Below are 2,060 nucleotides of genomic sequence, written 5' to 3' on the forward strand. Positions count from 1 at the left end.
AAAACAATTGTTATTGTCTGATTATGAACGCATCGGTTTGGATGAATACCGCCAGTCGATAAAGCTCAGACAATCCAAAGCCCGTTATGACGCTTCTGGTTTTGGTGATCAACAAGTTCTAGCGCGAGCAATTCGCTCCTCAGCTGAAGATATACCACTGGAAAGTTTATTAGAATCAATCAAGTATGCGTCTTTAGTCGACTCTTCCGGTGACTCATAAAGAATAAAAAGAGACTCTGAATAGTGAGGCTCTACAAGGACCGGAGACATCTCATGAGTAATCAAAAAGTTTATCCCATTCACGCGCAGGCTAAAGCCCGCACTAATATCGATCAAGACCGTTATCAAGCGCTTTATCAGCAGTCGCAGGATGACAATGAATCGTTCTGGGCAGAGCAGGGAAAGCGCCTTGAATGGATCAAACCTTATTCCCAGGTAAAAGATGTATCGTTTTCTTCTAATGATTTGCATATTCGCTGGTATTACGACGGTGTCTTGAATGCTTCGGTAAATTGTCTAGATCGCCACTTGGCTGAGCGTGGTGAACAGACTGCAGTTATCTTTGAGGGAGATGAGCTAGATTCTTCTAAGCATATTTCCTATCGAGAGCTGTACGAAGAAACGTGTAAGTTTGCCAACGCCATGCGACAAACAGGTGTAAAAAAGGGCGACATTGTCACTATCTATATGCCTAATGTTCCTGAAACCGCTGTAGCGATGTTGGCCTGTGCTCGTATTGGTGCCATTCATTCTGTTGTGTTTGGTGGTTTTTCTCCTGAAGCCTTGGCTGCTCGTATCGCTGACGGTGCAGCGAAATGGGTCGTGACGGCTGATGAAGGCGTACGTGGTGCCAAAGCGATTCCTCTAAAGAAAAATGTCGATGCAGCGATTGAAACCGATGCGGTCACGACGGTTGAAAATGTCTTTGTGTTAAAACGCACCGGCAATGATGTTAATTGGGTCGAGGGTCGAGACCTTTGGTATCATGAACTTTTGGCAGGTGCTTCGAGTGAGTGTGAACCTGAGCCAATGAATGCCGAAGACCCGCTCTTTATGCTTTATACCTCTGGTTCGACGGGTAAGCCTAAAGGTGTTCTTCATACGACTGGCGGTTACATGGTCTATGCCTCGCTGACGCATGAAGTTGTTTTTGATTATCAGGAAAATGATGTTTACTGGTGTACAGCTGATTTTGGTTGGATCACCGGCCACACTTACATGCTTTATGGGCCGCTAGCGAATGGTGCTGTGAATGTTATGTATGAAGGTGTGCCGAACTACCCTGATTTTTCGCGTTTTTGGCAGATTGTTGAAAAGCATAAGATTAACGTTATCTACACTGCGCCGACCGCAATTCGAGCCTTGATGGCAGAAGGCGATGCCTATGTTGAAAAATGCGACCTATCAAGCTTGCGTTTGCTGGGAAGCGTGGGTGAACCAATCAACCCAGAAGCCTGGGACTGGTATCACCGTGTAGTAGGTAAAGAAAAGTGCCCGATTGTCGATACTTGGTGGCAGACCGAGACGGGTGGGGTGCTGATTTCTCCTTTGCCTGGCGCCACGGAATTAAAGCCTGGCTCGGCGACACGCCCTCTATTCGGTGTTAAACCTGCGATTGTCGACAATGAAGGCAATATTCTGGAAGGTGCAGCTGAAGGTAATTTAGTTATGCTGGATAGCTGGCCTGGGCAGATGCGTACTGTCTACGGCGACCATGAACGCTTTATCCAGACCTACTTTAGTACCTATGAAGGTATGTACTTCACAGGTGATGGTGCGCGTCGCGATGAAGATGGTTATTACTGGATTACCGGTCGTGTTGATGATGTCTTGAATATTTCGGGGCACAGAATGGGCACCGCTGAAATCGAAAGTGCATTAGTGGCTCACCCAGATGTTGCCGAAGCCGCTGTTGTTGGCTACCCTCACGATATTAAAGGCCAAGGTATTTATGTCTATGTCAGTATGATGCATGACCATGACATTGACCTAAATGACGCGCTCAAAGACACCTTGAAGCAATGGGTGAGAAAAGAGATTGGCCCTGTCGCGACACCGGA

The 2,060-nt window shown here is 46.8% G+C and carries 2 protein-coding genes; both read left to right on the forward strand.

The window, feature by feature from the left end:
- On the forward strand, nucleotides 1–220 hold a 220-nt coding region (locus A3756_RS15575), incomplete at its 5' end, for a hypothetical protein (protein ID WP_231875551.1).
- 53 nt (nucleotides 221–273) lie between these two features.
- The coding region (acs, locus tag A3756_RS15580) for an acetate--CoA ligase (protein WP_068553838.1) at nucleotides 274–2,060 on the forward strand (1,787 nt) is incomplete at its 3' end.

This window comes from Oleiphilus sp. HI0086, from assembly GCF_001635225.1.